Raw genomic sequence first — 23,997 nt, 5'->3', positions numbered from 1 at the left:
ATGGCGAAAAGCGCCGCGATCGAGCGCGCGCTGGATATCGCGGACCCCTTGGTCCGCTGCTATCTCCTCTACGGCCCCGATGAGTCCGGCTCGCGCGCGCTGGCCCAGCGGCTGGTCAAGGCGTTGGGGCCGGATGCCGAGCGCATCGACATCGAGGCCGGGCGGCTTGCCTCCGACCCGGCGATTCTCGCCGATGAAGCGGCCTCGGTCTCGTTGTTCGGCGGCGCGCGCCACATCCGCGTCGAGGGCGTGACCGACGCCTGCCTCCCCGCGATCGAGGCGCTGCTGGAGGCGCCGGCGGCGGGCAATCCGGTGGTGCTGATCGGCGGTGCGCTCAAGAAGGACGCCAAGATCGTCAAGCGCATCGACGGCGATGGCGCGGCGATGCTGTTCGCGAGCTATCCGCCGGAGGGTGGCGATGCCGATCGGCTGGCCGCGATGCTGGCGCGCGAACAGGGGCTGAAGCTCGATGCCGATCTGGCGCGCCGGCTGGCCGACGCGTCGGGTGGCGATCGCGCCGTCCTCGCCTCCGAGATCGAGAAGCTCGCCCTCTATGCCGATGCTTCGCCCGAGCATCCGCGCGAGGCCAGCCACGACATGATCGACGCGATCGGCGCCGACAATGGCGAGGCGGATCTCACCCGTTTCGTCGATGCCGTCATAGGCGGTCAGGAAGCCCTGCTGGAGCGCGAACTGGCGCGTCTGGCGGCGGAGGGGCAGGAAGGCATCCCGCTTGTCCGTGCGCTGCTCCGCAGGCTGATGTCGCTGGCTGCGGCACGGGCCGAGGTCGAGCGCGGCATCTCGCCCGCACAGGCGGCGGATCGCATCGGGCGGATGCTGTTCTGGAAGGAGAAGAATGCGATTGCGCGCGATGTCGGCCGCTGGCCGGCGGCGCGGATCGCACGCGCGATCGATCGGCTGTCGCTGCTCGATCGCGAGCTGCGGCGAAGCGCTGGCCCCGGTGCGATCGGCGCCGATGCGGAATTCTTCGCCATCGCCCGCGCGGCGTCGCGCAAGCGTTAGGCCTTCGAGGGCCTAACGGCCGTCGAATAGGGGCTGTGCAGACGCCAGCCGATCGCTTCGTACAGCGCCCTTCCCTCCGCCGTCGCCACCAGCAGGCCATGACGTGCTCCGGCTGCGTGGGCGGCCGCGCCGAGGTGCGTCATGATCCTCCGGCCGAGCCCCTGTCGACGATGGGCTTCATCGGTCTGGATTCGGTCGAAGATCGCAAAGCCGTCGACCAGCACCACCGTGCCGCAGGCGGCGAGAGCGCCGTCCCGAACGATCTCCGCCTTCAGCAGGCCGGGTTCCTCCTGCCGCAGCGACACGCCTTCGGCCCAGGTTGAGCCCAATACCGGCTGTTCCATCAGATATCCCGGCGGCCGCATCTCCCAGCCCGGCGCCAGGCACCGTGCCATCTTCTCGGCCGTAGCGCAGGCTTTCAGGAAGATATGAGGTTCCCGGATCGCCTCGGACGCCTCCGACAATCCGGTGGAGGCGGAGGCGAACACCAGCCGCGCCTTTTGCTCGGGCAGACCGACGGCAACGTGCCAGCCGCCATAAGCCGCCGTCGGGAGAGGAGCGCCCCGCGCCTTGCACCAGCCCATCAGCCAGATGCGGAGCAGCCGGGGATCGGCGGCCGGTGTGCCCCGCGGGGTTTCGGGGGAAGCGGGGGCATCCATCACGCGCGCCCCCTCGCCGTTCAGATGCGCTCGCCGCTCAGTCGCTGGCAGATCATGTCGAGCTGATCGAGCGTCGAGTAGGACAGCGTCACCGTCCCACCCGCCTCGCCATGTCCGATCTTCACCGCGAGGCCGAGCAGATCGCCCAACTGGCGTTCCAGCGCGGCGATGTCGGCATTGGGCGCGGCCTTGCCGTTCTTCGGTTCCCGCGCCTCACGTCCGGCGGGCTTGACCGAACGCGCCAGCTTCTCCGTCTCGCGGACGGACAGGCCACGCTTGATGACGTCGGCGGCGAGCTTCTCGGGGTCGGGCGCGGTGATGAGCGCCCGCGCATGGCCCATGGTGAGCGAGCCATTGGCCACATCCTGTCGCACCGGGGCGGGCAGATCGAGCAGGCGCAGCAGGTTCGCGACATGGCTGCGCGATTTCTGGACGAGTTTGCCCAGCGCCTCCTGGCTATGCCCGAAATCTCCGATAAGCCTTTGATAAGCCTCAGCTTCTTCGATGGCATTGAGATCGGCGCGCTGGATGTTCTCGATGATCGCGATTTCGAGGGTCTGGGTATCGTCCAGTTCGCGGACGAGTGCCGGGATTTCATGCAGCCTTGCCCGCTGCGACGCGCGCCAGCGGCGTTCGCCCGCCACGATCTGATATCCGGTGCCGACCTTGCGGACGACGATGGGTTGCAGCACGCCGCGCTCGGCGATGGATTGCGCCAGCTCCTCCAGCTTCTCCTCGTCGAAATGGCGACGCGGCTGGTCGGGGTGTGGGCGGATGACGGCGACCGGCAGCAGGCGGACACCCTCGCTGCGTTCGGCATCGGCGCCGACCGGCTGTTCGCGCTCCACCTCGCCCATCAGGGCCGAGAGGCCGCGGCCGAGCCCGGCGGGCCGGCGGCGCGCGGGAATGGCTCCCTCGCTCATGCGGCCGCCTGTGCGGGCGCCGGCAGACGCTGCATCAGCTCGCGCGCCAGGGCGATATAGGCTTCCGAACCGAGGCAGCGATGGTCGTAAATCAGCGCCGGCACGCCATGGCTGGGCGCCTCCGACAGGCGGACGTTGCGCGGAATGATGGTCTCGAACACGAGCTTGCCGAGACAGGCGCGCACATCCTGCGCGACCAGTTCGGACAATCGGTTGCGGCGGTCGTACATGGTCAGGGCGACACCCAGGATCTGAAGTTCGGGATTGAAGCGCGCCCTCACCCGCTCGATCGTCTGAAGCAATTGGCTCAAGCCTTCGAGCGCGAAAAACTCGCACTGGAGCGGCACGAGCAGCGACGAGGCCGCGCTCATGGCGTTGATGGTGAGCAGGCCCAGCGACGGCGGGCAATCGATGATGACGACATCCCAGCGCCCCGGCGGCGCTTCGGCCAGCGCCATGTCCAGACGATGGGCGCGCCGCTCCATATCGACCAGCTCGATCTCCGCGCCGGACAGATCCACCGTGGATGCGACGATATCCAGACGCGGCACCTTGGTGGCGATGGCGGCCTCTGCGACATCGCAATCGCCGACGAGCAGATCATAGCTCGAACGCGTACGTTCGGCACGATCGATGCCGAGACCCGTCGACGCATTGCCTTGCGGATCGAGGTCCACGATCAGCACCTTCCAGCCGCTCGCGGCCAGCGCAGTACCGATATTGATGGCGGTGGTCGTCTTGCCGACGCCCCCCTTCTGGTTCGCAACCGCGATACGAATCATCGAGCCCGTCTCCGTCGAACGCCCTCGGCTATGACGATGGCCGCCTCGGAATCCGTGATGCTTGGAACGAGGCGAAACGTACCCTGCCATGTCTGTCGCGCGGCTTCCAGTTCCGATGCTGCACTTCGGCCTTTCGGAAGCACCCAGCGTGTCGATTCATCGGCCAGATGAGCGGCCATGCCGAACAAGGCATCCAATGAGGCGACGGCGCGGGCGGTGATCGTGCGGACCGGCGGCAACGCGACTCGCTCGATCTTGCTGGCGTGGACGGTCACCCGTTGCCCGATTCCCAATGCCTGCGCGGTGGCATCGAGGAAAGTGGCCCGTTTGGCGCGAGGTTCGACGAGATGGATCGGGTCTTCCCGGCAGCAGGCGAGGACCATGCCGGGAAAGCCGCCACCCGATCCGATGTCGACGAGCACGCCGTCTTGCAGGTGCGGCAGCAACTGGAGCGAATCGAGAAGATGGCGCTCGTCGAACTGCGGAATCGTCGCGGCGGAGACCAGATTCTGCCGTTCCGACTCTGCGATCACCGCGTCCTTGAGGCGATGGAGCAGTTCGGCTGTTTCACGTGGAACACTCGTTACCCAAGTCATGCGGCGGCCCGCCGGGTGGCGATGAGAAGCGCGGTGAGCGCGGCCGGCGTGATCCCGCGAACACGCGACGCTTGCGCCACGGTATCGGGGCGGGCCACGGTCAGTCGCTCGACCATCTCGCTCGACAGTCCGGCGACACTGTCGAAGGCGAAGCCTTCGGGGATCGGCTGCGACGAGGTGGCGATGCGTGTCGCCTCCGCGCGCTGGCGGCGGACATAAGGCGCATAGCGATGATCGCTCAGCAACTCGCGAATGAGTGGATCTGGGAGTTCACCCCAGCCGGAAACATGCTCCCGCGCGAAATCGGGCGCGATATTCTCCGCGAGCAATGCCGTCCGGGTGATGGCTGGGGAGCGGTCGAGCGCGGCTTGCCCGACGCCCCGCTGGTCGAGACGGCGGTGAAGCTCCTCGGCCCTCCCGCCCCGTATCGCTCCGCTCGACAGCGCGGTTTCCCCGAGCCGGGCCTCCGCATTATCCGCGCGGAGATGAAGCCGGTGTTCGGCGCGCGAGGTCAACATGCGATAGGGCTCGGTGACGCCGTGCAGGGTGAGATCGTCAAGCAGGACGCCGATATAGCTGGTCGAGCGATCGAAGCGGACGGGCTCTCGGCCCCTCGCTCCCGCGACAGCGGAGAGGCCGGCGACGAGCCCCTGCGCGGCGGCCTCCTCATAGCCGGTGGTGCCGTTGATCTGGCCCGCCAGATACAGCCCCTTCATCGTCCCCACTTCCAGCGTCGTGGAGAGGATACGAGGATCGACATAGTCATATTCCACCGCATAACCCGGCTCGGCGATCACGGCCTGCTCGAGGCCGGGAACCGTGCGCACGAAGCGTTCCTGCACGTCGGTCGGGAGCGAGGTGGAAATGCCGTTGGGATAGATCAGCGCGCCGTCGAGCGTCTCGGGTTCGAGGAAGATCTGGTGCCCATCGCGATCGCCAAAGCGATTCACCTTGTCCTCGATCGAGGGGCAATAGCGCGGCCCTCTCCCCTCGATATCACCGCTGAACAAGGGAGAGCGATCGAGCGACGAACGGATCACGTCATGCGTCGCCAGGGTGGTGCGGGTGACACCGCAGAAGAGCTGGGGATTGGCACGCTTCCCTGCCACGGAGAGGGTCCACTCGCCTCCGTCCGAGTCCTGACGATCCATCCGCGCCCAATCGATCGTACGGCCATCGAGGCGCGGTGGCGTTCCGGTCTTGAGACGTGCGACGGGAAGACCAAGATCGCGAAGCTGCTGCGCCAGGCGGTGCGCGCCCGGCTCGCCGATCCGTCCTCCCTCGAAGCGCTCTTCTCCACGGAACAGGCGGCCGCCGAGGAAGGTGCCGGTCGCGAGAATGACATGTCCGGCGGAAAGATGTTCGCCGGTCGCCAGAGTCACACCCGCGATCCGATCCTGCTCCAGAAGCAGTCCGACCACCTCTCCTTCCAGGATAGTGAGGGTCTGGAGCGATGCCAGTCGGCGCTGAATCGACGCCCGGAAAAGGCCGCGATCCGCCTGGACGCGAGGGCCATGGACGGCACTTCCCTTGCTCGCATTGAGCATCCGATAATGGATCGCGGCATCGTCGGCGGCTGGAGCAATGAGGCCTTCGAACACATCGATCTCACGAACGAGATGGCCCTTGCCGACCCCCCCGATGGCCGGATTGCACGACATGGCCCCGATGCCCCGACGATCGATTGCGAGCAGCAGGACCGAGCAGCCGGCGCGCGCGGCCGCAGCGGCGGCCTCGCAGCCGGCATGGCCTCCGCCCACCACGATGATGTCAAATCGAGCGGCCACTCTCATTCGTCCTGTTCCACGTGAAACATCATTTGCCGAGGCAAAACCGTCCGAACAGGGCATCCAGCATATCCTCGATTCCCGCCCCTCCGGTCAGGCTATCGATCCGTTCGCGGGCGATACGGATATGCTCGGCGCGTAACAGCGGATCGCTCGTTGCGAGGGCTGCGTCCAGTTCGGCGCGCACCTCATATAGCCGCTCCCGATAGCGGCGGTCGAGAGCCACTTCGCCTTCCCGGGGCAGCAAACGTGAGCCGATATCGGCGAGACGCGCATGGAGCGTTGCAAGCCCCTCCCCCGTCACGGCGGACAGGGCGAGCGCGTCCTCACGGGGAGGCCTGACGTCGGCCTTGGTCGACACGGAAATAATGGGTTGGTCTCCGGCCGCCATGTCTCCTGTGAGGTCAATGATGATGTCGGCCAGGGCGCGCTGGTTGTGCGCGCGCTCGACGCCGATGCGCTCGATCGGATCATCCGTCTCTCGCAGGCCCGCTGTATCGACCAGCACGAAGGGCATTCCGGCGATGGAAAGCGGACGCTCGATCGCATCACGCGTCGTACCGGGAATGTCGGAGACGATTGCCGCCTCGCGGCCGACGAGTGCGTTGAACAAGGTGGACTTGCCGGCATTGGGCGGGCCGACGATCGCCACCCGCAGGCCGTCGCGAAGCCGCTCCGCCGGTGGCACGGCCAGCGCCTTGTCGATGTCGGCGGAGAGCGCGGAGATCGGAGATGCCGTGGAGTCGGAGCCGAGTTCGACTTCGCCGTCATAATCGATTTCCGCCTCGATCCTCGCCGCGATGGCGAGGAGCGAGCGGGTCCAATCGCCGAGGCGGCGTGTAAGAGCACCATCGGCCCGGCGCAGCGCTTCCTTGCGCTGGCGCTCGGTTTCCGCCGTCAGAAGGTCGGCCAGCCCCTCCACCGCGCTGAGATCCATTTGGCCGTTGAGCAGCGCGCGGCGGGTGAACTCCCCCGGCTCGGCGAGGCGCAGTCCGTGGCCCAGAGCCGGAAGCGCAGACAGCACGGCGTCCACCACCGCCCGGCCGCCGTGGAGATGCAATTCCGCGAGATCTTCTCCGGTGGCTGTCGCCGGGCCGGGAAACCACAGGGTCAGGGCATGGTCGAGAATGTCGCCGGACCCGTCGCGCAACATGCGCAGACTGGCGCGACGAGGTTCGGGGCGGACGTCGGTCAGCCTTTCCAGAACAAGGCCGGCTTCCGGGCCGCTGATTCGGATGATGGCAATGGCGGCGGGCGGCTGCCCGCTCGAGAGCGCGTAGATCGTGTCGCTGGACGCGGACTTATTTCTTGTTGCCACCCATATGATCCAGAACTTGGCGCCAGATAGCGAGCCCCGCCTCCCCCATCGGCCCCCAGCTCTGCGTCATGGCTTGCAGCATGTCGGGCGTAATGCCCTGATCGATCGCCGTGCGCATCTTGGAGAGATAGGCTTCGTGGACGGAGGAGAGATCCGGCAGGCCCATGAAGCGACGGGCTTCTTCCGGCGTGCAGTCAACGTCGACGGTAATCTTCACCGGGGCGCTCCTTCGCCGAAAACAGGATTCTGTGTAGCCGAGGAACGGTGACAAGCCAACTCAACGGATCGTGAGGATCGATCCGGGCACGAGCAGGGCGAGAAGCGCCGACATTGTTTCACGTGGAACAGCGACGCAGCCTTCGGTCGAGTCGCCCTCACGGAGATGCAGGAAGATGGCGCTTCCCATTCCAGCCACCGGCGGATCGTCATTATGGCCGAGGAGCAGGATGGCGTCGTACAGGCCGTCCTCCCTCCACAATCGCTCGGCCGAGTAGCCGTGGGGATGCCGGACGGGCCGGTTATAGGCGGGATCGCGCGGATCGTCGCTCCAGCCATCCTCCCTGCGCAGCCAGCGCCAGGGGAGATGCGCCGGTGGGACGAGCCCGCGATCCGGGCGGAGCAGGGCGGCGCGGATCGGCCATCGTCCGAGCGGCGTGGCGCCGTCTCCCTCGCGCTTGTCGGCCGCGTCACGCGCGCCGCCGCGGCCGATGGCGCAGGCGACGACAGCGTTGCCGATCTGGAGGGTGCGCGCCGAGCTATCGACGACGAGTTCGATCACAGGACGTGCCCGGTCCGGTCGCGCTTGGTCGCGAGATAGGCTTCATTGTGAGGATTGGCCGCGATCTGGTGGGCGACGCGTTCCACCACTTCGATGCCGGCCGCCGAGAGACCGGCGACCTTGGCCGGGTTGTTGGTCAGCAGGCGAACCCGGTCCTGGCCGAGCAGCTCCAGCATCTTCGCCGCCACGCCAAAGTCGCGGGCGTCGATCGCGAAGCCGAGCCGCAGATTGGCGTCGACCGTATCGAAGCCCTGATCCTGCAAGGCATAAGCCCGCAATTTGTTGACGAGCCCGATGCCCCTCCCCTCCTGCCGAAGATAGAGCAGCACGCCCCAGCCTTCATGCGCGATGCGGTGTAGCGCCGCGTCGAGCTGTGGACCGCAATCGCATTTGAGGGAGCCGAATACGTCTCCCGTCAGGCATTCGCTGTGGAGGCGGACGAGCGGCGGCTTGCCGTTGGGTGCGCCGATCACCAGCGCGACATGCTCCACGGCTTCCTCCGCGGATCGGAAGGCGACGATCTCGGTCCCTTCATTCGCCTCGACCGGAAGGCGCGCGCGCGACGCGATCCGCAGATGCGAGGGAGAGTCATAATCCGTGACGTCGGCAGCCCGGAGCGTCGCCGTGCCTTCGTGAGGAATGCCCTCCCGCACGAAGAAAGCCGGTAGCAGGCCGGCGAGGCGTGCGAGCTTCAGGGCCGCGGCGGACAGCGCGGGATTGCCGGCGTCGAGGGTGCGGAATGGCCCCTTGAGCGGCGTCGACAGATCCTGAGCCGGATCGGCGAGCGCCGTGGCGGTATCGAGATCGAGCCACGGCACATGCGCCACACGCACGGCACCCGAGGAGCCGGCGTCGGCAGCGGGGCGCTGGTTGGTGAGGGTCAGCGTCGCCGCGCGCTCGGGCGACAGCAGGACATCGAAGCGGCCATCGGGAGCGAAGGCGGCCAACCGGTCGGCATCGGCGGTTTCGATCGGCAGCAAGGTGAGGTGATCGGCGCCGTCGTGCAGGATGACCGGCCAGCCCCGCCGGAGCGCATCGATGCCACGCGCGACCTCCCGAGGGCCGCTCACCAGTTGAACTCGGTGACGAGCGGCACATGATCGGACGGCTTGAGCCAGCTCCGGCAATCCTCATGGACGCGATGGGCCGTCGCCGTCTTCGCAACCTCGGGGCTTGCCCACATATGGTCGAGACGGCGGCCGCGATCGGAGGCGGCCCAATCCTTGGCGCGATAGCTCCACCAGGTGTAAAGTCGTTGCGGAGCCGGCACGAAATGGCGACCGAGATCGACCCAGCCATGCGCAGCCTGAAGCCGGCCCAGCGCCTCCACCTCGACGGGCGTATGGCTGACCACGTCGAGGAGTTGCCTGTGGCTCCATACGTCGGATTCGAGCGGGGCGATGTTGAAGTCCCCCACGATCAGCGTCGGCTCCCGCAGGTCTTCGGACCAGCGGGTCATGCGCTCGACGAAGGCGAGCTTCTGCCCGAACTTCGGGTTCAGCGCGGGATCGGGGATATCGCCGCCCGCCGGGACATAGACATTCTCCAGCCGGATGCCGTTGGGCAGCCGCGCGCCGACGTGCCGCGCCTCGCCATTGTCCTGCCAGTCGTGCCGGCCATGCTCGCCGAGCGGCAGCTTCGAGAGGATGGCCACGCCGTGATGCATCGGCTGGCCGGCTAGCACGCGGTGGACATAGCCCAGTCTCTCGAACGGCGCGTGCGGGAAGATCGGGTCAGCGACCTTCGTTTCCTGAAGGCACAGCACATCGGGCTGCTCCTCGGTCAGGAAACGTTGGACGATGTCGATCCGCGCGCGGACGGAGTTGATGTTCCAGGATGCGATCTTGATCGTGGCAGACATTGTCGGCGATGTAATGAGTCGTATCCCGCTTCGCCAGTCGAACCGTGCGACAAATGGAAAGGCCCCCGTTCCGGGGGCATGGAACGGGGGCCGACCTGGCGTTCGTCACGCAGGCGGGACAGGAGGCGTATCCGTCCGGGCAACAGGGGGAATCCCGGAAAGGCCTCATGACCGCGTCTGACGATCTAGGCCTTTTTAGCTGTCGCTTCGATGAACGGGGGGCAGGCCGCAAACCTGTCCCGTTTCGGTGCATCGTTGTCGACGCACCATTCATCCTCAGTGGCGTGGGCCGACAGGGCGAGGATCGTTCCAGCGGAAGGCCGAGTCGTCCACCGGGCCGTTGAAGCGCTGATTGGAGAGCCGGACCGTCGTGCGGTTGTTCTGGGCGTCGAGAACCGTCCAGCCATCGAGCTGGAGCCCGCCGGGCGCGCCCGCCGAGCGGCGGAAGGCGACGGTGATGCTGCCATATTCGCGATGCTTGGCATCCTGTCCGGCGACGAGCAGCGTCTCGGGATCGCCCGAGGGCACGATCCGGGCGTAGCGCGCGATATTTTTGTTGGGATCGAGCAGCAGCGCGAGCGGCGTGTTGCCGATCGGCCAGCGCGACACCTGTTTCACCTGATAGTCGATCATGATGAGCGCCTTGCCGTCGCCGACGACGAGCAGGGGCACGCCTTTCTGATACTGGAAGCGGACGCGGCCGGGCTTCTTGATCTGGAGCGTGCCGGTGAGCGTGGCGCCGTTGCGGTCGGTTTGAGTGAAGTCGGCCGTCATGGTGGTCACGGCGCGAAGATGCGCCTGCACCATCGCGAGTTCGGGCGAAAGCGCCGCGGCGGCGGGCGAAGGGGCCGCAGCCTGAACGATGGCGGGCGCGGTCAGGGCGAAGGCGGCCAGCAGAGGCAGGACACGCATGGGAAGGCTCCGGGTCATGATGGCGCGACTAGCGCGGCGGGTTTGAACGCGCACTGAACTTGCGCGGGAGTGAAACGATCCGTGCGCGCGGTCGCTCAGGCCGGCTGGCCGTCGCGATCGATCAGCACCTCGCGGCGGCCGACATGATCGGGTGCGCCGACCTTGCCCTCCTTCTCCATCCGCTCGATCAGGCGCGCGGCCGAGTTGTAGCCGATGCGGAGCTGGCGCTGGACATAGCTGGTCGAGGCCTTTTGCGATTCCGCCACCACCTGCACGGCCTTGCGATAGAGCGCGGCATCGGGGGAATCGTCGTCGGCCGGCGCGCCGTCGAGGGCGAAGCCGCCATCCTCGGGCTCCTCGGTGACGGCCTGGATATAATCGGGCGTCCCCTGCCCGCGCCAATGGTCGGCGATGGCGCGCACCTCTTCGTCGGACACGAACGGGCCGTGGACACGGGCGATCTGCTTGCCGCCGGGCATGTAGAGCATGTCGCCCTTGCCCAGGAGCTGCTCGGCGCCCTGCTCGCCCAGGATGGTGCGGCTGTCGATCTTGGAGGTGACCGAGAAGCTGATGCGCGTCGGCAGATTGGCCTTGATGACGCCGGTGATGACGTCGACCGAGGGGCGCTGCGTCGCCATGATGAGGTGGATGCCCGCCGCGCGTGCCTTCTGGGCGAGGCGCTGGATGAGGAATTCGACTTCCTTGCCGGCGGTCATCATCAGGTCGGCCAGCTCGTCGACGATGACGACGATCTGGGGCAGCGTCTCGAAGTCGAGTTCTTCCTCCTCATAGACCGGATGGCCGGAATCGGCGTCGTAGCCGGTCTGGACGCGGCGGCCGAGGCGCTGATTCTTGGACTTGGCGACCTTCACCTTCTCGTTGAACGAGGCGAGGCTGCGCACGCCTACGGACGCCATCATGCGATAGCGCTCCTCCATCGTCTCCACCGCCCATTTGAGCGCGCGCACCGCCTTGGCGGGCTCGGTGACCACGGGCGAGAGGAGATGGGGGATATCGTCGTAGATGCTGAGTTCGAGCATCTTGGGATCGATCATAATCATCCGGCACTGCTTCGGATTCAGCCGATACAGCAGCGAGGCGATCATGGCGTTGAGGCCGACCGACTTGCCCGAGCCGGTGGTGCCGGCGACGAGCAGGTGCGGCATCGGCGCGAGATCGGCGACCACCGGATCGCCGAAGATGTTCTTGCCCAGCACGATCGGGAGCTGGGCGGCGCCGTCTTCGAACGCCTGTGACGAAATCAGCTCGGACAGCATCACCGATTCCCGCTTGGCGTTGGGAAGTTCGATGCCGATCACGGTGCGGCCGGGGATGGTGGCGACACGGGCCGAGAGCGCCGACATGTTGCGCGCGATATCGTCGGCCAGCGCGATCACGCGCGAGGCCTTGATGCCGGGCGCGGGCTCCAGCTCGTACATGGTGACGACCGGGCCGGGGCGGACCTGGATGATCCGGCCCTTGACGTGGAAATCCTCGAGCACGGTCGCGAGCAACTGGGCGTTGCGCTCCAGCGAAGCCTTGTCGACGGTCTGGCCGCTGTTCTGCGGGACCGGCGCGAGCAGATCGAGCGAAGGCAGCACATAGTCGTCGCGCAGGTCGAGCGAGGCCTGGCGGCCATTCTCGACGCGCCGGGCGGCCGCCGCCTGCCGATCCGCGATGATCGGGCGGGCCGGCGCGCGCTGCGGCTCCGAGATCACCGGCGGCGTATCATAAACGTCGTAATCCGCCTCCTCGTCCTCATCCTCGTCGTAGAAGGCGTCGTCCTGCCGCCCCTTCCCGCGCGAACGGGCGACGCGCGCGGCCGGACGGGCACCGGCACGACCCGCTTTGATGAACCAGGCGCGCTCGTCGGCTTCGAGACCGATCGCGACGAACCACAGCCACAGGCCCGCGATCACGCCGATGCCCATCATGCTATAGCGCAGCGGCGTGAGGAGGCCTGGTGCCGGGATCAGGCCGAGGCCCGCATCGACGAGCTTGGCGCCGACCAGCCCGGCGATGCCGCCCCATCCTGCCGGCAGCGCGAGGCTGGCGCCCTCGCGGAACAGCGATGCGGCGGTGCCGGCCAGGAACAGGCCGAGGATGGTGAACAGCGCCGCGCGTCCCCAGCGGCCGGAATCGCGCCCCCGCACCAGCCGCACGCCGGCGAGCAGGATGATCGGCACCCATGCGCCGCCGAGCGGCCCGAAGGCGGAGAGGATGAGGTCGGCGGCCCAGGCGCCCGGCTGGCCCAGCCAGTTCATCGCCGGGCCGCCCGCGTCGGTGTTGATCGCGGGGTCGCTGCGCCGGTAGCTGACGAGCGCCAGCACGATCAGTATGGCGACGGCGATCAGCGCGACGCCGGCGGCCACCCCTCCGCTCCGCGCGAGGCCCCGCGCCAGCCTGTCGCGCCAGGGCGCCCCCCGCGCCGCCACGTTGCTCGCCATGTCCGTCTTGCTCCCCGGAGGCTGTCCGTGCCCCAAATGTTCCGGTTGGGGCACCATGTCAGGGGGAGGGGGCAGAGGTCAAGCCGAGCGCGGCGGGCCGTTGGATGCGCGCCGACGGTGGCGGTGCGCGCGCCGGATCGCTAGAGCGGCCGACGAGAAAGGGTTCATCATGTCGGATATCATGCGCAGCGACGTCATCATTCTCGGCGCGGGGCTGGTCGGCTCGGCGCTGGCGGTGGCGCTGGCGCGGGGTGGCGTGAGCAGCATCGTCGTCGATCCGGCCCAGCCCGACGCGATCCGCGACACGCGGGCGGACGGGCGCGCCTCGGCGGTCTCCAGCTCGTCCTGGCGGATGATGAAGGCGATCGGCGTGCTCGATCATTTCGCGGCGGAGGCGAGCCCGATCGAGCAGATCCAGGTCGGCGAGCAGGGCGCGCATGGCCTCCTCGCCTTCACCCCCGATCTCGACGCGGATGGCCCGCTCGGCATGATGGTGGAGAATCGCTATCTCCGCATCGGCCTGCGCGAGGCCGCGGCGGCTGCGGACGGCGTGACCCTGCTGATGCCCGCCCGCGCGGCGCAGGTGGAGCGCGATGCCTCGGGCGTCCGCGTGACGCTGGCGGACGGTCGCCGCCTCGCCGGCAGCCTGCTGATCGGGGCCGAGGGGCGCCGTTCACCGACCCGCGACGAGGCCGGGATCGCCGTCGCGCGCTGGGAATATCATCATGTCGCGATCGTCGGGATGCTCGACCATGAGGCCGATCACGGCAATGTCGCGCACGAGCTGTTCTACACCGCCGGGCCGTTCGCGCTGCTGCCGATGAAGGGCGGGCATCGTTCGGCGCTGGTGTGGACGGTGTCGGAGCAGGATGCGCCGGCGATGCTGTCGCTCTCCGAGCGCGCCTTCCTTGCCGAGGCCGGCAAGCGCATCGGCGGGATGCTGGGCGCGCTGAAGCTGGCGGCGCCGCTGTCGAGCTATCCGCTCGGCTTCCACCATGCCGCGCGGATCACCGGCGAGCGCCTCGCGCTGGCGGGGGATGCGGGGCATGGCATCCACCCGATCGCGGGACAGGGGCTCAATCTCGGCTTCCGCGACGTGGCGGCTTTGGCCGAAGTGCTGATCGAGGGCGCACGGCTCGGGCTCGATCCGGGCGATCATCAGCTTCTTCAGCGCTACGAGCGCTGGCGCGGACTCGACACCTTCATGGTGGCGGCGGCGACCGACGGCCTGACCCGCCTGTTCGGCGTCCCCGGCCGCACCGCCAGCCGCGTCCGCCGCTTCGGCATCGGCATGGTGAACCATATCCCGCCGCTCAAGGACTTCTTCATGGCCGAGGCGCGCGGCGAGAGCGGCGCCCTCCCCCGCCTGCTCAGCGGCCAGCAGATTTAGAGCCGGCGCGCTTCCTCGACCAGCATCACCGGCACGCCGTCGCGGATCGGGTAGGCGAGGCCGGCCTCTTCGGACACCAGCTCCTGCCGCTCCGCATCGAGGCGCAGCGGCGTGCGGGTGAGCGGGCAGACAAGCACGGCGAGCAGTTCGGGGTCGATCATTGCAGAGTGGCTCCGTGGCCGTCGTCTTCCTCGCCGAGGCGGAAGAAGCGGAGAAACTGGATGGTGAGATCGGCGCGCGCCGCCATGTCGGGGGCTTCGAGCAGCGCCTGCTTGGAGGCGACGTCGAACGGCGCGACCTGCGCCACGCCGTTGACCAGCGATTCGTCGTCGAGGCGACCCACTGCGTCCCAGTCGATCGCATAGCCCTTGGCTTCGGCGTAGCGCTTGGCCTCGCGCTCGAGATCGGCGCGGATCACCAGCGCCAGCGGATCGGGGACTGCCGCGTCGTTGGCGAAGCTCGTGCAGTCGGCCTCGACTTGCCGGAACGGCGTCGACACCTCCAGCTCCTTCACGAGGCGGAAGCGGCTCACTCCCTCCAGCACGATATTGAAGCGCCCGTCATCGAGCGCCTCGATATCGCTGATGCGGCCGACGCAGCCCACGTCGAACAGGGTCGGCCGATGGGATTGGCCGTCGCGCGGCTGGATCAAGCCGATCCGCCGATCCCGCGCCATCGCGTCGGTGACGAGCGCCCGATAGCGCGGCTCGAAGATATGCAGCGGCAGATGGGCACGCGGAAAGAGCAGGGCGCCCGCCAGCGGAAAGATGGAGAGGCGCGCCACCTCTGCGATCTCAGGTGAACAGCACGGCGGACAGGCGACGGCGCTGCGCCGCCACCCACGGATCTTCGAGCCCGACGGCGGCGAACAGCTTGAGCAGACGATCGCGCGCCGCGCCGCCGTTCCAGGCGCGATCCTGCGCGATGCTGGCGAGAAGCTGGTCCACCGCGCCGTCGCGGTCGCCGATCGCCATCAGGCCGCCGGCAAGCTCGTAACGCTTCTCCAGATCGTCGGGCGCGGCCTCGACCTGACGCGCGAGGCCGGCGAGATCGGCGACGGGCGTGGCATCCTTCGTCAGCGCGAGGCCGGCGCGGACCTGCGCGAGCGTCGCGTCCTTCGCCTTGTCGGCGGGCACGGCGGCGAGGAGGGCCTCGGCCTCGTCCACGCGGCCGAGCTGGAGCAGCGCCTGCGCATGGCCCGCGATGGCGGGCAGATGGTCGGGCGCGATCTCCGCCACCTGCTGGAAGATCGAGAGCGCCCGCTCGACATCGCCGTCGGCGAGCACCGCCTGCCCCATCGCCACGAACTGCTCGATGTCGGCCGCCATCGGATCGGCATCGCCCGGCTGGACCGGAAGCTGGGCGAGAAGCTGGTCGAGCATCCGCGAAAGCTGCGATTCGGTGCGCGCGTTGGTGAGATCGGCGACCGGCTGGCCCTGGAAGAGCGCGTAGACGGTCGGGATCGACTGGACGCGGAACTGGGCCGCGATGAACTTGTCCTTGTCGACGTCGATCTTCACCAGCTTCACGCCGCGTGGCGCATAGTCCTTGGCGACCTTCTCGATCACCGGGCCGAGCTGCTTGCAGGGGCCGCACCATTCCGCCCAGAAGTCGACGATGACGAGCTCAGTCATCGACGGCTCGACCACGTTGCGACGGAACGCCTCCACCGCTTCGCGTTCCGCCGCACTCAGTCCCAACGTCGCCACGCTCGATCACTCCATCTTGTGTCCGGCGTCTTATGTGGTCGCGCAGGGCGGGCTGCCAAGCCCCGGACGGGTTTCGAACGGCTTCGGGCAAAAAAGTTGTCCGAATGGGGTTGCCGACCCCAAAGGCCGGTGCTAGTGGCCCCCTCCACCGGCGGGGCACGCCCCGAACGGTAACGCCAGAGCGGGCGTAGCTCAGGGGTAGAGCACAACCTTGCCAAGGTTGGGGTCGAGGGTTCGAATCCCTTCGCCCGCTCCAGTTTTCCAAGACATTTCGGTTGAGAGAAAAATCCCCTCGCGGGGTTCCCGATATCGTCTTGCCGCCCTTGCGGCCCTTTCCATCGCATGATTTAACGCCTGCCCTTCCCGGCACTTCCGGTGCTGTCTTCAAGGGGCCTCCTTCCCATGCGAATCATCTCGCTCGCCTCGTGCGTTTCCCTCCTCGTGGCGCTGGGTGCGCCTGCTCTCGCCGCCGACAAGGCGCCCAAGGCCGATGCGAAGGAGGCCTCCAAGGACGCGGCGAAGCCTGATTCCGATCTCACGCCTTTCCCGGCAGCGAAATCGATCAAGCAGTCGGCGGTGATCGGCGGCAAGCGCCTCGATTACACCGCCACGGTCGGCTCGATCCCGGTCAAGGACGAGAAGGGCAAGACGATCGGCGAGGTGGTCTATACCGCCTACACCGTGCCCGGCCGCGGCGCCTCGCGCCCCGTCACCTTCGCGTTCAACGGCGGCCCCGGCGCGGCGTCCGTCTATCTGAACCTCGGCGCGATCGGGCCGAAGCGCGTGCAGTTCGGCGCGCAGGGCGACGCGCCTTCCGACCCCGCCATCCTGCGCGACAATCCGGCGAGCTGGCTCGACTTCACCGACCTCGTCTTCATCGATCCGATCGGCACCGGCTTCTCGCGCACCCGCGTCGACGACGAGCAGACCAAGAAGGCCTTCTACAACGCCGAGGCCGACATCCATTATCTGAGCCGCGTCGTGTATGACTGGCTGCTCACCAACGACCGCATGACGAGCCGCAAATATCTCGTCGGCGAAAGCTATGGCGGCTATCGCGTGCCGCGTCTGGCCTATTATCTCCAGACCCAGCTCGGCGTCGGCATCTCCGGCATGACGATGGTGTCGCCCTATCTCGATCCGCCCGCGATCGGCGAGGACGACGCGCTCTCGCCGCTGCCGTGGATGATTAACCTGCCGGCGATGGCGGCGGGCAATTTCGAACGCCAGGGCAAGCCGCTCAACGACGAGACGATGGGTCCGGTCGAGCTTTATGACCGCACCCAGTTCGTGCAGGATTTCCTCGCCGGCCCCGAGGACAAGGCGGCGACCGATCGCCTCTCGGCCAAGGTGGCGGAGCTGACCGGCCTCGATCCGACGCTGGTGCGCCGCATGAACGGCCGCGTCGACATCGCCACCTATCTGCGCGAGATCCGTCGCGGCGAGGGCAAGATCGGCTCGGTCTACGACTCGAACTTCACCGCCTACGATCCTTTCCCGGCGAGCGCCGACGCGAAGTATAGCGATCCGCTGCTCACCACGCTGATCGCGCCGACCACCTCGGCGATGGTCGATTTCGTGACCAATCAGGTCGGCTGGAAGGTGGATGCGCGCTACAACGCGCTCTCCTTCGACGTGAACAACAAGTGGGATCGCGACAACAGCGACAACCCCGTCACCGATCTGCGCAAGGCGATCGCGATCGATCCCAAGATGGCGGTGACGATCGTCCATGGCTGGGACGATCTTTCCTGCCCTTATTACGGCTCGCGCCTGATCGTGGCGCAGATGCCGACCTATGGCGTGCCGAACCGGGTGAAGCTGCATATGTATCCGGGTGGGCACATGTTCTATGCGCGCCCCGACAGTGGCGCCGCGCTGCGCCATGACATCATGGCCGCCTACGGAGCGCTGTAAGATGAAGACGCCCGCCGCCCTGCTGCTCGCAACGCCGCTGCTCTGGGCGGCGGCGCCTGCTCCCACCATCACCCCGGCCGAGCTGTCGGCCACGGTGAAGACCATCTCGTCGGATGCCTATCAGGGCCGCGCGCCCGGCACCGAGGGGGAAAAGAAGACGATCGACTATCTGGTCGGCCGCTTCCGCGCGCTGGGCCTCCAGCCGGGCGGTCCGGGCGGCCAGTGGACGCAGGCGGTGCCGATGATCCACAACATCGCCGGCACGCCCTCCACGCTGAAGGTCGAGGTGGGCGGCGCATCGCTGCCCATCGCGACGGGCAGCGACATCGCGCCCGCCACCACCCGCGCCACCGATCGCGTCGCCATCGAGAATGCGCCGATGGTGTTCGTCGGCTATGGCGTCTCCGCCCCGGAACGCGGCTGGGACGACTTCAAGGGCGTCGATCTGCACGGCAAGGTCGCGGTCTTCCTCGTCAACGACCCCGATTTCGAAGCGCAGCCCGGCGAGCCGGCGGCCGGCAAGTTCGGCGGCAAGGCGATGACCTATTATGGCCGCTGGACCTACAAATATGAGGAAGCGGCACGCCAGGGCGCGATCGGCGCGCTGCTGATCCACGAGGACGGCCCGGCCGGCTATGGCTGGAACGTCGCGGGCAACACGGTGGGCGGCACCTATGCGCTGCCGCCCGCGCCCGGCGCGCCGACGCCGGTGGCGTTGCAGGCGTGGATCAGCCACGGCTTCGCGACAAAGCTTTTCGCCAAGGCCGGGCTCGATCTCGCGCAGCTCAAGGTGAAGGCCCGTTCGGCGGACTTCCGCCCGGTGCCGCTCGACGGGGCGCGTTTCTCGATCGACATGCCGGTCCAGTCGACCCGGATCGAGAGCCACAATGTGCTGGCCAAGATTCCCGGCAAGGCCCACCCCGACGAATCGATCCTCTATGGCGCGCACTGGGATGCCTATGGCGTCGGCGCGCCCGACGCGCAGGGACGGACGATCCGCCCCGGCGCCAATGACGACGGCCTCGGCGTCGCCGGCGTGCTGGCGCTCGCGAAGGCGTTCAAGGCGGGGCCGCAGCCGGATCGCACCATCGTCTTCGGCCTGTGGACCGCCGAGGAGCGCGGCCTGCTCGGCTCCGAATATTATGCGCAGAACCCGGTCTATCCGCTGGCGAAGACGGTCGGCGCGCTGACCATCGACATCCTCCAGACCGCCGGCCCCGCGCGCGACGTGGTGCTGATCGGCGCCGGGCAGGACAGCCTCGAGAAGGATCTCGCCGAAGCCGCCGCGAAGCAGGGCCGCACCGTCACGCCCGACGCCAAGCCCGAGCGCGGACTCTTCTATCGCGCCGACCATTTCTCGCTCGCCAAGCGCGGCGTGCCGACGCTGCTGCTGATGGGGGCCGGCGGTGGCGCCGATCTCGTGAAGGGCGGCCGGGAGGCTGGGGACAAGTGGGTGAGCGATTACACTGCGCACTGCTATCACCAGACCTGCGACACCTGGAGCGCGGACTGGGATCTGCGCGGCGCGGCGCAGGATGTCACCCTGTTCTACACCATCGGCCGCCGCCTCGCGGACTCGCGCGAATGGCCTGTGTGGAACACCGGATCGGAGTTTGCCGCCATCCGTGGGAAAACGGCGTCGGAACGCCGCTAGGAGAGTGACGGAGACCGGAAAAGACAACGCTGCCATCTAGCCTTTCCGGCCCCGTTGAGCCAAAGAAGCCCGGAGGCTCGCCAGAGCCCGCCATCGAGAGATGCCTGCATGACCGATAGTTTCGCACGGACGCCCTCCACCGCCACCCTGCCCGCCAGCCGGCTGCTGCTGTTCGGCGCGACCGGCGACCTGTCGCAGCGGATGCTGCTGCCCTCGCTCTTCTCGCTCCATGCCGAGGGGCTGATCGCGGCGGACGTCAAGATCATCGGCACCGCGCGATCGGACCTCGACGACGAGGGCTTCCGCAAGGTGGCGGCCGAGGCGCTGGAGAAGTTCCTCGCGGCCGAGGCGCGCAAGCCCGAGGCGATCCCCTCCTTCCTCGATCGCCTGCATTATGTGCCGCTCGACGCGTCGAAGCCCGAGAGCTTCACGGCGCTCAAGGATGTGATGGGCACCGATCGCAACCAGCACACCGCGATCTATCTCTCCACCGCGCCGTCGCTGTTCGGATCGACCATCGCGGGCCTGAAGCTGGCGGGGCTCGACGGCCCGAACGTGCGCGTCGGGCTGGAGAAGCCGCTCGGCCACGATCTCGCCTCCTCGGCGGTCATCAACGACGCGGTGGCGGATGCCTATACCGAGGCGCAGACCTTCCGCATCGACCATTATCTCGGCAAGGAGACCGTCCAGAACCTGCTGGCTCTGCGCTTCGGCAACCGCATGTTTGAGCCGCTGTGGAACGCCGAGAATATCGAGCATGTCCAGATCACCGTTGGCGAGACGGTCGGGCTCGAAGGCCGCGTTTCCTATTATGACGGCGTCGGCGCTCTCCGCGACATGGTGCAGAACCACATGCTCCAGTTGCTCGCGCTGGTGGCGATGGAGCCGCCGGCTCGTTTCGGCCCGCGTTCGGTCCGCGACGAGAAGGTGAAGGTGCTCCGCTCGCTCCGCCGCATCGACCGCGCGACGGTGGCGACGCACACCGTCACCGGCCAGTACACCGAGGGCGCCGTCGGCGGGAAATCGGTGCCGGGCTATATCGACGAGCTGGGCAAGCCCTCCAACACCGAAACCTTCGTCGCGGTGAAGGCGCATGTCGACAATTGGCGCTGGCACGGCGTGCCTTTCTATCTGCGCACCGGCAAGCGCCTGCCCAACCGCCATTCGGAGATCGTGATCCAGTTCCGCGAGGTGCCGCACTCGATCTTCGCCGGTCGCGGCGCGGTGCTGCAATCGAACAAGCTGCTGATCCGCCTCCAGCCGGAGGAAAGCATCCGCCTGATGGTGATGGCGAAGGAGCCGGGCCTCGATCGCGACGGCATTCGTTTGAGGGAAGTGCCGCTCGATCTGTCGCTCACCACGGCATTCGCCGGCTTCCGCCGCCGCATCGCCTATGAGCGGCTGCTGCTGGACCTGATCGAAGGCGATCCCACCCTGTTCGTCCGTCGCGACGAGGTGGAGGCGCAATGGGAATGGATCGACGCGATCCGCGACGGCTGGGATGCCGCCAATGTCACACCGCGTCCTTATGGTGCGGGGACGTGGGGGCCTTCGGCGGCGATCGCGCTGACGGAGAGAGATGGAGTGCATTGGCATGATTGAAGCCGAGTGGTGGGAATATGACACGTCCGACGAGATGGCCGATGCCGTCGCGGGCGATGTCGGCTTCATCATCGAAAGCGCGCTCGACGCCCGCAACGACTGCCTGCTGGCGCTGCCGGGCGGCAAGTCGCCGATCCCGATCTTCGATCGGCTGAAGGATGCGAAGATCAACTGGAAGCGCGTCACCATCGTGCCGGGCGACGACCGCCTCGTGCCGGTGGACGACCCGCTCTCCAACGTCGCGCTGCTGGCGAAGCATTTCATGCCGCTCGGCGCACGCGTCGTGCCGACGGTGAGCGCGAACCTCGGCTATCGCCAGGCCGGCGACGCGGCGGAAGCGCGCCTCAAGGATCTCAAGTGGCCGCCGGATCTGGTGTGGCTCGGCATGGGGACGGACGGGCACACCGCTTCGATCTTCCCCGGCCCCGATTATGACGAGGCGCTGTCGAGCCCGCGCCGCGCGATCGGCACCATGCCCGATCCGCTGCCGCCGGAGGCGCCGGTGGCACGCGTGACGCTCACCCGTTCGGCGATCCTGTCGGCGCGCACGATCCTGCTCACCATCGCGGGCGACAAGAAGCGCGCGGTGCTGGAGGAAGCGATCGAGCAGGGTGCGAAGTCGGCCTATCCGATCGGCCGCGTGCTGGCCGATGCCGAGCAGGCGATCGACATCCACTGGAGCCAGGCATGAGCCTCCATCCCGCCGTCGCGGCCGTCACCGCCCGCATCATCGAGCGTTCGGCCCCGACGCGGAAGCGCTATCTCGATCTGATCGAGGCCCAGCGCGAGCAGGGTGTCGACCGCTCGCGCATGGGCTGCGGCAACCTTGCCCACGGCTTCGCGGCGGCGGGCGAGGACAAGGCGAGCATCCGCGCGGGCGGTGCCATGAACATCGGCATCGTCACCGCCTACAACGACATGCTGTCGGCGCATCAGCCTTATTATCGCTACCCCGAGCAGATGAAGCTCTGGGCGCGCGAGGTGGGCGCGACGGCGCAGGTCGCGGGCGGCGTGCCGGCGATGTGCGACGGCGTGACGCAGGGGCTGGCGGGCATGGACCTGTCGCTGTTCAGCCGCGACGTGATCGCGCTGTCGGCGGCGGTCGGCCTGTCGCACGGCATGTTCGAGGGCACCGCGATGCTCGGCATCTGCGACAAGATCGTGCCGGGCCTGCTGATCGGCGCGCTGCGCTTCGGCCATCTGCCTGCAATCCTGATCCCGGCCGGCCCGATGCCCTCGGGCCTGGCCAACAAGGAGAAGGTGCGCGTCCGCCAGCTCTACGCGGAAGGCAAATGCGGCCGTGAGGAGCTGCTGGAGGCGGAGGCCGCCTCTTATCATGGCGCGGGCACCTGCACCTTCTACGGCACCGCCAACTCCAACCAGATGATGATGGAGATGATGGGGCTGCATGTCCCGAACTCGGCCTTCGTCAATCCGGGCACGAAGCTGCGTCAGGAGTTGACCCGCGCGGCCGTCCACCGCCTCGCCGAGATCGGCTGGGGCGGCGAGGATTATCGTCCGCTCGGCAAGGTCGTCGACGAGAAGGCGATCGTCAACGCGGCCATCGGCCTGCTGGCGACCGGCGGCTCGACCAACCATGCCATCCACCTCCCCGCCATCGCGCGGGCGGCGGGCATCATCATCGACTGGGAGGATTTCGATCGCCTCTCCTCCGTGATCCCGCTGGTGGCGCGCGTCTATCCCAACGGCGCGGGCGACGTGAACCATTTCGAGGCGGCGGGCGGCCTTGCCTACGTCATCTCGTCACTGCTGGAGCATGGCCTGCTCCACGGAGACATCCTGACGGTCGCGAAGGAGGGCTTCTCCGCCTATACCACCGCGCCGCGCTTCAAGGACGATGTGCTCGTGTGGGAGCCGGCGCCGGAAAAGCCGCTCGACGAGAACATGCTCCGCCCGGCCAGTCACCCGTTCCAGCCGGATGGCGGGATGCGGCTGGTGAAGGGCAATATCGGCCGCGCTATCTTCAAGAACAGCGCCGTCGATCCCGCACGCTGGACGATCGAGGCGCCCGCGCGCGTCTTCTCGGATCAGAACGAGGTGCTGGCCGCGTTCAAGGCGGGCGAACTGGAGCGTGACGTGGTGGTGGTGGTCCGCTTCCAGGGGCCGCGCGCCACGGGAATGCCGGAACTCCACAAGCTGACTCCGCCGCTCGGCGTGTTGCAGGACAAGGGCTTCCGTGTCGCGCTCGTCACCGACGGGCGCATGTCGGGCGCGTCGGGCAAGGTGCCTGCGGCGATCCATGTCTCCCCGGAAGCGCTGGGCGGCGGGCCGCTCGCGCGCGTCCGCGACGGCGACATGATCCGCCTGTCGGCCGAGGAGGGTTCGCTCGAAGTGCTGGTCGATCAGGACGAGTGGGAGGGCCGCGATCCCGCGTCCCCGCCGCCCCCGCCGCTCGGCACCGGCCGCGAACTCTTCGCCTTCATGCGCCACGGCGCGGACGAAGCGGAGAAGGGCGGCTCGGCGATGCTGGCGGCGATGGACGCCATCGTCTGAGCGGATTTCCTTCCATAGACGCCATCGGGGCCATCGGAGACCGTCTCCGGTGGCCCTTTTTGCTGGCGCTGTGAAATTGGGCTAATCTGCGGGACGGGCAGCGCCCGGACGCTCGACGAACGCCC

At 67.9% G+C, this 23,997-nt stretch carries 22 protein-coding genes and 1 tRNA gene; 8 read left to right on the top strand and 15 right to left on the bottom strand.

Translation table 11 applies throughout. The features are described 5' to 3' along the window. Nucleotides 1-1,023: a DNA polymerase III subunit delta gene (gene holA, locus FHS98_RS14745; RefSeq protein ID WP_167106652.1), complete on the top strand. Its 1,023-nt coding sequence runs from the start codon at nt 1-3 to the stop codon at nt 1,021-1,023. Here holA and FHS98_RS14740 read toward each other — a convergent pair. From FHS98_RS14740 to FHS98_RS14685, 12 genes are all read right to left on the bottom strand, one after another. Continuing rightward, nucleotides 1,020-1,682, bottom strand: coding sequence for a GNAT family N-acetyltransferase (locus FHS98_RS14740; RefSeq protein WP_167106824.1), 663 nt, complete (start codon nt 1,680-1,682; stop codon nt 1,020-1,022). The genes holA and FHS98_RS14740 overlap by 4 nt on opposite strands. Nucleotides 1,683-1,702: 20 nt before the next feature. Next, the gene (locus FHS98_RS14735) at nt 1,703-2,605 is read right to left on the bottom strand and encodes a ParB/RepB/Spo0J family partition protein (RefSeq protein WP_167106650.1); all 903 of its coding nucleotides are present in this window, start codon (nt 2,603-2,605) and stop codon (nt 1,703-1,705) included. Beyond that, nucleotides 2,602-3,387: a ParA family protein gene (locus FHS98_RS14730; RefSeq protein ID WP_167106646.1), complete on the bottom strand. Its 786-nt coding sequence runs from the start codon at nt 3,385-3,387 to the stop codon at nt 2,602-2,604. The genes FHS98_RS14735 and FHS98_RS14730 overlap by 4 nt, the downstream gene beginning before the upstream one ends. Beyond that, the gene (rsmG, locus tag FHS98_RS14725; protein ID WP_167106642.1) at nt 3,384-3,983 is read right to left on the bottom strand and encodes a 16S rRNA (guanine(527)-N(7))-methyltransferase RsmG; all 600 of its coding nucleotides are present in this window, start codon (nt 3,981-3,983) and stop codon (nt 3,384-3,386) included. The genes FHS98_RS14730 and rsmG overlap by 4 nt, the downstream gene beginning before the upstream one ends. After that, nucleotides 3,980-5,770, bottom strand: a complete 1,791-nt coding sequence (mnmG, locus tag FHS98_RS14720) for a tRNA uridine-5-carboxymethylaminomethyl(34) synthesis enzyme MnmG (RefSeq protein ID WP_167106624.1) — start codon at nt 5,768-5,770, stop codon at nt 3,980-3,982. Before mnmG ends, rsmG begins: the two co-directional genes overlap by 4 nt. 28 nt (nt 5,771-5,798) lie before the next feature. Beyond that, complete coding sequence (gene mnmE / locus FHS98_RS14715; protein WP_167106607.1) at nt 5,799-7,088, bottom strand: tRNA uridine-5-carboxymethylaminomethyl(34) synthesis GTPase MnmE; 1,290 nt, start codon at nt 7,086-7,088, stop codon at nt 5,799-5,801. Further along, nucleotides 7,072-7,305, bottom strand: a complete 234-nt coding sequence (locus tag FHS98_RS19010) for a DUF6489 family protein (protein ID WP_167106603.1) — start codon at nt 7,303-7,305, stop codon at nt 7,072-7,074. Before FHS98_RS19010 ends, mnmE begins: the two co-directional genes overlap by 17 nt. A 60-nt stretch (nt 7,306-7,365) precedes the next feature. Further along, nucleotides 7,366-7,863, bottom strand: coding sequence for a L,D-transpeptidase family protein (locus FHS98_RS14705; protein WP_425057350.1), 498 nt, complete (start codon nt 7,861-7,863; stop codon nt 7,366-7,368). Beyond that, complete coding sequence (gene ribA / locus FHS98_RS14700; RefSeq protein WP_341786073.1) at nt 7,863-8,936, bottom strand: GTP cyclohydrolase II; 1,074 nt, start codon at nt 8,934-8,936, stop codon at nt 7,863-7,865. The genes FHS98_RS14705 and ribA overlap by 1 nt, the downstream gene beginning before the upstream one ends. Further along, nucleotides 8,933-9,727 (bottom strand): exodeoxyribonuclease III, encoded by a 795-nt coding sequence (locus FHS98_RS14695; RefSeq protein ID WP_167106593.1) that lies wholly within the window; start codon nt 9,725-9,727, stop codon nt 8,933-8,935. Before FHS98_RS14695 ends, ribA begins: the two co-directional genes overlap by 4 nt. 276 nt (nt 9,728-10,003) lie before the next feature. Then, entirely contained in the window at nt 10,004-10,639 is a 636-nt protein-coding gene (locus FHS98_RS14690) for a LolA family protein (RefSeq protein ID WP_167106590.1), read from the bottom strand. Between the two features lie 95 nt (nt 10,640-10,734). Next, nucleotides 10,735-13,086, bottom strand: coding sequence for a DNA translocase FtsK (locus tag FHS98_RS14685; protein ID WP_208402278.1), 2,352 nt, complete (start codon nt 13,084-13,086; stop codon nt 10,735-10,737). Nucleotides 13,087-13,255: 169 nt separating this feature from the next. Between FHS98_RS14685 and FHS98_RS14680 the strand changes: the two genes are divergently transcribed. Next, nucleotides 13,256-14,476 carry a UbiH/UbiF/VisC/COQ6 family ubiquinone biosynthesis hydroxylase gene (locus tag FHS98_RS14680; RefSeq protein ID WP_167106587.1) on the top strand — a complete coding sequence of 407 codons (1,221 nt, stop codon included), beginning with the start codon at nt 13,256-13,258 and terminating at the stop codon, nt 14,474-14,476. On the opposite strand, the gene FHS98_RS14675 is transcribed toward FHS98_RS14680, so the two are convergent. The 3 genes from FHS98_RS14675 to FHS98_RS14665 are packed head-to-tail and all read right to left on the bottom strand — an operon-like array spanning nt 14,473 to nt 16,185. Continuing rightward, nucleotides 14,473-14,637 (bottom strand): Trm112 family protein, encoded by a 165-nt coding sequence (locus tag FHS98_RS14675; RefSeq protein ID WP_167106584.1) that lies wholly within the window; start codon nt 14,635-14,637, stop codon nt 14,473-14,475. The two genes, FHS98_RS14680 and FHS98_RS14675, sit on opposite strands and share 4 nt — an antisense overlap. Then, a complete protein-coding gene (locus FHS98_RS14670; RefSeq protein ID WP_425057346.1) occupies nt 14,634-15,260 on the bottom strand; it encodes an LON peptidase substrate-binding domain-containing protein in 627 nt (208 codons plus the stop codon). Before FHS98_RS14670 ends, FHS98_RS14675 begins: the two co-directional genes overlap by 4 nt. A 10-nt stretch (nt 15,261-15,270) precedes the next feature. After that, on the bottom strand, nt 15,271-16,185 hold the full coding sequence (locus FHS98_RS14665; RefSeq protein WP_341786072.1) for a tetratricopeptide repeat protein: 915 nt from the start codon (nt 16,183-16,185) through the stop codon (nt 15,271-15,273). Nucleotides 16,186-16,366: 181 nt separating this feature from the next. Between FHS98_RS14665 and FHS98_RS14660 the strand changes: the two genes are divergently transcribed. The 6 genes from FHS98_RS14660 (at nt 16,367) to edd (ending at nt 23,872) form a co-directional block, all read left to right on the top strand. Further along, nucleotides 16,367-16,441 (top strand) — tRNA-Gly (locus FHS98_RS14660). A gap of 146 nt (nt 16,442-16,587) precedes the next feature. Beyond that, the gene (locus FHS98_RS14655) at nt 16,588-18,102 is read left to right on the top strand and encodes a S10 family peptidase (protein ID WP_167106581.1); all 1,515 of its coding nucleotides are present in this window, start codon (nt 16,588-16,590) and stop codon (nt 18,100-18,102) included. Nucleotide 18,103: 1 nt separating this feature from the next. Continuing rightward, nucleotides 18,104-19,756, top strand: a complete 1,653-nt coding sequence (locus FHS98_RS14650; protein WP_167106578.1) for a M28 family metallopeptidase — start codon at nt 18,104-18,106, stop codon at nt 19,754-19,756. Between the two features lie 108 nt (nt 19,757-19,864). Then, complete coding sequence (zwf, locus tag FHS98_RS14645; RefSeq protein ID WP_167106575.1) at nt 19,865-21,358, top strand: glucose-6-phosphate dehydrogenase; 1,494 nt, start codon at nt 19,865-19,867, stop codon at nt 21,356-21,358. Continuing rightward, entirely contained in the window at nt 21,351-22,049 is a 699-nt protein-coding gene (gene pgl / locus FHS98_RS14640; RefSeq protein ID WP_167106572.1) for a 6-phosphogluconolactonase, read from the top strand. The genes zwf and pgl overlap by 8 nt, the downstream gene beginning before the upstream one ends. Continuing rightward, on the top strand, nt 22,046-23,872 hold the full coding sequence (gene edd, locus FHS98_RS14635; protein ID WP_167106569.1) for a phosphogluconate dehydratase: 1,827 nt from the start codon (nt 22,046-22,048) through the stop codon (nt 23,870-23,872). Before pgl ends, edd begins: the two co-directional genes overlap by 4 nt. Nucleotides 23,873-23,997: the final 125 nt, after the last annotated feature.

The organism is Sphingomonas oligoaromativorans, assembly GCF_011762195.1.
Taxonomy (GTDB): Bacteria; Pseudomonadota; Alphaproteobacteria; order Sphingomonadales; family Sphingomonadaceae; genus Solisphingomonas; species Solisphingomonas oligoaromativorans.
This window is presented reverse-complemented; position numbering and strand designations above follow the sequence as displayed.